This window comes from Hydrogenophaga sp., assembly GCF_041633695.1.
GTDB lineage: Bacteria > Pseudomonadota > Gammaproteobacteria > Burkholderiales > Burkholderiaceae_C > Hydrogenophaga.
On sequence record NZ_JBFJMY010000483.1, the window covers coordinates 1 to 3,010 of the forward strand.

The 3,010-nt window shown below is 64.0% G+C and carries 3 protein-coding genes and 1 pseudogene; 3 read left to right on the forward strand and 1 reads right to left on the reverse strand.

Annotation, left to right across the window (positions count from 1 at the left end; all coding sequences use genetic code 11):
• From ABYB95_RS20490 to folK, 3 genes are all read left to right on the forward strand, one after another.
• A partial coding sequence (locus tag ABYB95_RS20490; protein ID WP_372661223.1) for an HAD family hydrolase occupies window positions 1–183 on the forward strand: 183 nt, incomplete at its 5' end.
• A complete protein-coding gene (gene pcnB / locus ABYB95_RS20495) occupies window positions 180–1,847 on the forward strand; it encodes a polynucleotide adenylyltransferase PcnB (protein WP_372661226.1) in 1,668 nt (555 codons plus the stop codon). The genes ABYB95_RS20490 and pcnB, both read left to right, overlap by 4 nt.
• Window positions 1,848–1,883: 36 nt before the next feature.
• The gene (gene folK, locus ABYB95_RS20500) at window positions 1,884–2,369 is read left to right on the forward strand and encodes a 2-amino-4-hydroxy-6-hydroxymethyldihydropteridine diphosphokinase (protein WP_372661229.1); all 486 of its coding nucleotides are present in this window, start codon (window positions 1,884–1,886) and stop codon (window positions 2,367–2,369) included.
• A 24-nt stretch (window positions 2,370–2,393) separates the two neighbouring features.
• On the opposite strand, the pseudogene ABYB95_RS20505 reads toward folK, so the two are convergent.
• Window positions 2,394–2,774 (reverse strand): annotated as a pseudogene (locus ABYB95_RS20505) (phage integrase N-terminal SAM-like domain-containing protein); the annotation flags it as partial.
• Window positions 2,775–3,010: the final 236 nt, after the last annotated feature.

Genomic DNA, 3,010 nt, shown 5'->3' on the forward strand with positions numbered 1-3,010 from the left:
CAATGGCTGTCTGCACGCGGCCTGAATTGGGCCAGCGTGGCGCACAGCACCTTCTACAGCGACTCCATCAACGATCTGCCGCTGCTGGAAAAAGTGCACGAGCCCGTGGCCACCAATCCGGACGCCCGGCTCCAGGCCATTGCCGCCGAACGCGGCTGGCGCATATTGAACCTATTCGAATGATCAAAAAATTCATCGACAAGCTGCTGGGCAAAGCCAGTGGCGCCAGATCCCGCTCCGTATCCAAGTTCGGCAAGCGCGAAGACGTACCCGCCGAGGTACACGGCATCAACCCGAAACTGGTGGACCAGCGGGCCCTGGACGTGGTGGGCACCCTGCAGCAAGCGGGTTTTGAGGCCTACATCGTGGGCGGCGCGGTGCGCGATCTTTTGCTGGGCCTGCGCCCGAAAGACTTTGATGTGGCCACCAACGCCACGCCCGAGCAGGTCAAAGGCCTGTTCCGGCGCGCCTTCATCATCGGGCGGCGCTTTCGCATCGTGCACGTGGTCTACGGCCGGGGCCGTGAGCACGAAATGATCGAAGTCTCGACCTTTCGCGCCTACCTCGACAGCGCGGACGCCGAACAGGTCAAAGGCAACGAGCGCACCAGCAAGGGTGAACTCGCCGGCATGAAACACGCGGTGGACGCCAGTGGCCGCGTGTTGCGCGACAACGTCTGGGGCCCGATCGAGCAGGACGCCGCGCGGCGCGACTTCTCCATCAACGCCATGTACTACGACCCGCAGACGCAGGTGGTGGTCGATTTCCACCACGGCATCCGCGACGCCAAAAAACACCTGCTGCGCATGATCGGCGACCCCGCCACGCGCTACCGCGAAGACCCGGTGCGCATCATCCGCGCCGTGCGCTTCGCCGCCAAACTCAGCCACCTCGGCTTCCAGTTCGAGGCCAAGACGCTGGAACCACTGGCCTCGTCGCGCAAGCTGCTGGCCGATGTGCCGCAAAGCCGCTTGTTCGACGAGATGCTGAAGCTGCTGCAAACCGGCCACGCCCTGTCCAGCGTCGAGCAACTCAAGAAAGTGGGCCTGGACACCGGCATTTATCCGCTGCTCGACGTGGTGGTGGAGCGCACCAGCGAGCCCCTGGTGAAACTGGCCTTGCAGGACACCGACCGCCGCGTGGGCGAGGGCAAGCCCGTGGCGCCGAGTTTTCTGCTCGCCTGTGTGCTGTGGACCGACGTGCGCAAGGGCTGGAGCCAACGCCTGCAGGCCCGCCCCGGCCAGCGCCCACCGCCGCCTTTTGCCGCCTTGCAAGACGCGGTGGACGACGCCTTCGATGCCCGCATCGGCGACGTCTCGGGCCGTGGCAAGCTGGCCGGCGACATGCGCGAAATCTGGATGATGCAACCGCGCTTTGACAAGCGCGTGGGCACCTCCCCCTTCAGCCTGGTCGACCAGGCCCGCTTTCGCGCCGGTTTCGACTTTCTGCGCCTGCGCGCCCAGGTCGGCGAGGTGGAGGAAGAACTGGCGCACTGGTGGGAAACCTTCAGCATGGCCAGCGACGAAATGCGCCAGGACATGGTGGACGCCCAGCGCCGCGACAACCAGGCCAAGCCCGGTGCGGGCAAGGTCCGTCGCGTCAAGCGAACCGATGCCGACCATCCGTCCAACCTGCCGCAGGACGATCCGCGCTTTCGTGCCGCGGACGACGAGCGCGGCGAAGACGACGGTGGACCCTCGTTGGCGCCCGCCTTTGAAGGCACAGCGACCGACGGCACGGCCCCGGCCAAAAAGCGCCGCCGGCGCCGCCGCAAGCCCACCGGAGCGGGCGAGGCCGGCGTATCCGATGGTGCGGGCCCGGGTGATGGCGGCGACGCCACCGACTGAAGCCGCCTGAGGCACTCCGCCGCTGCGGGTCTGCCCATGCCTTTTCTCCGCGAACCCGTACAGGCTTACGTGGCCCTGGGCGCCAACCTGGGCAACGCCGTGTCCACCGTGCGGGACGCCTTGGCGGCTTTGAACACGCTGCCGCAAACGCGCCTGGTCAAGGCCTCCAGCCTGTACCGCACAGCACCCATAGACGCCAGCGGCCCCGACTACATCAACGCCGTGGCCGAAGTGAGCACCGCGCTCACAGCGCCCGATCTGCTCACCGCACTGCAAGCCATGGAGCAGGCCGCCGGGCGCGAGCGCCCCTACGTCAACGCGCCGCGCACGCTGGACCTGGATGTGCTGCTGTACGGTAGCGCCCGCATCGAGTCACCCCTGCTGACCGTGCCGCATCCGCGCATGTGGGAGCGGGCCTTTGTGCTGGTGCCGCTGCGCGAGATTGCGCCGACCGTGGTCGAACGCGAGGCCTTGAACGCGGTGGCCGGGCAGGTTATCGCACCAATGCCTACGCAAGCCTGAAGGGCTGTCTCAGGCAGGTAGCGCCAGCAACCCGGTGACCTCGTCTTTGGTCAATACGCTGGGTATGCGCCGCTTTTGGGCCGGGCGGTTGATGCCATTCAGCCAGGGCAATTCAATATCGAGAATTTCCCGGTAAAGGAACAGGATGGCACTCAATGCCTGATTGTGAGTTGATGCCGACACCTTGCGGTCGGTGGCCAGATGCGTCAAGAACGCCTCTACTTCGCTTGCTCCCATATCGCGAGGATGCCGCATGGCCCCGCAATTGCCCGACCAGCGTATGAAAAACCGTACCCAATACACATAGACCTGCTCGGTGCTGAGGCTATAGTGCATGTACCGAATACGCTCGCGCAACTGGTCCAACACACGGGTGGACTGCAGCGCAGGGGTGCTGGGTTTCACGAAATTTTTATAGCTGGACATATATCCAGTATATTTGGCGATCGGCTAGGCTGCAAGCCACTTTCATGAGGGATACATGGCCAACTTATGGAGCAGCGTCCAAGTTATAGAGCAGGTTTTGCTCTGGACATTACGTTAAACGGCAGTCATGGCAGCATTCAAGCATCACAGCGCTTTCCCAAAGGAAAAGGACATTCAAGGGCACCTGTACCCGCATGTTTGCTTTCATTGCAAGA

What these genes read in the sequence shown, in the direction of transcription:
- pcnB (WP_372661226.1), top strand. Translation starts at nt 180, where the DNA reads ATGATCAAAAAATTCATCGACAAGCTGCTGGGCAAAGCCAGTGGCGCC.
- folK (WP_372661229.1), top strand. Translation starts at nt 1,884, where the DNA reads ATGCCTTTTCTCCGCGAACCCGTACAGGCTTACGTGGCCCTGGGCGCC.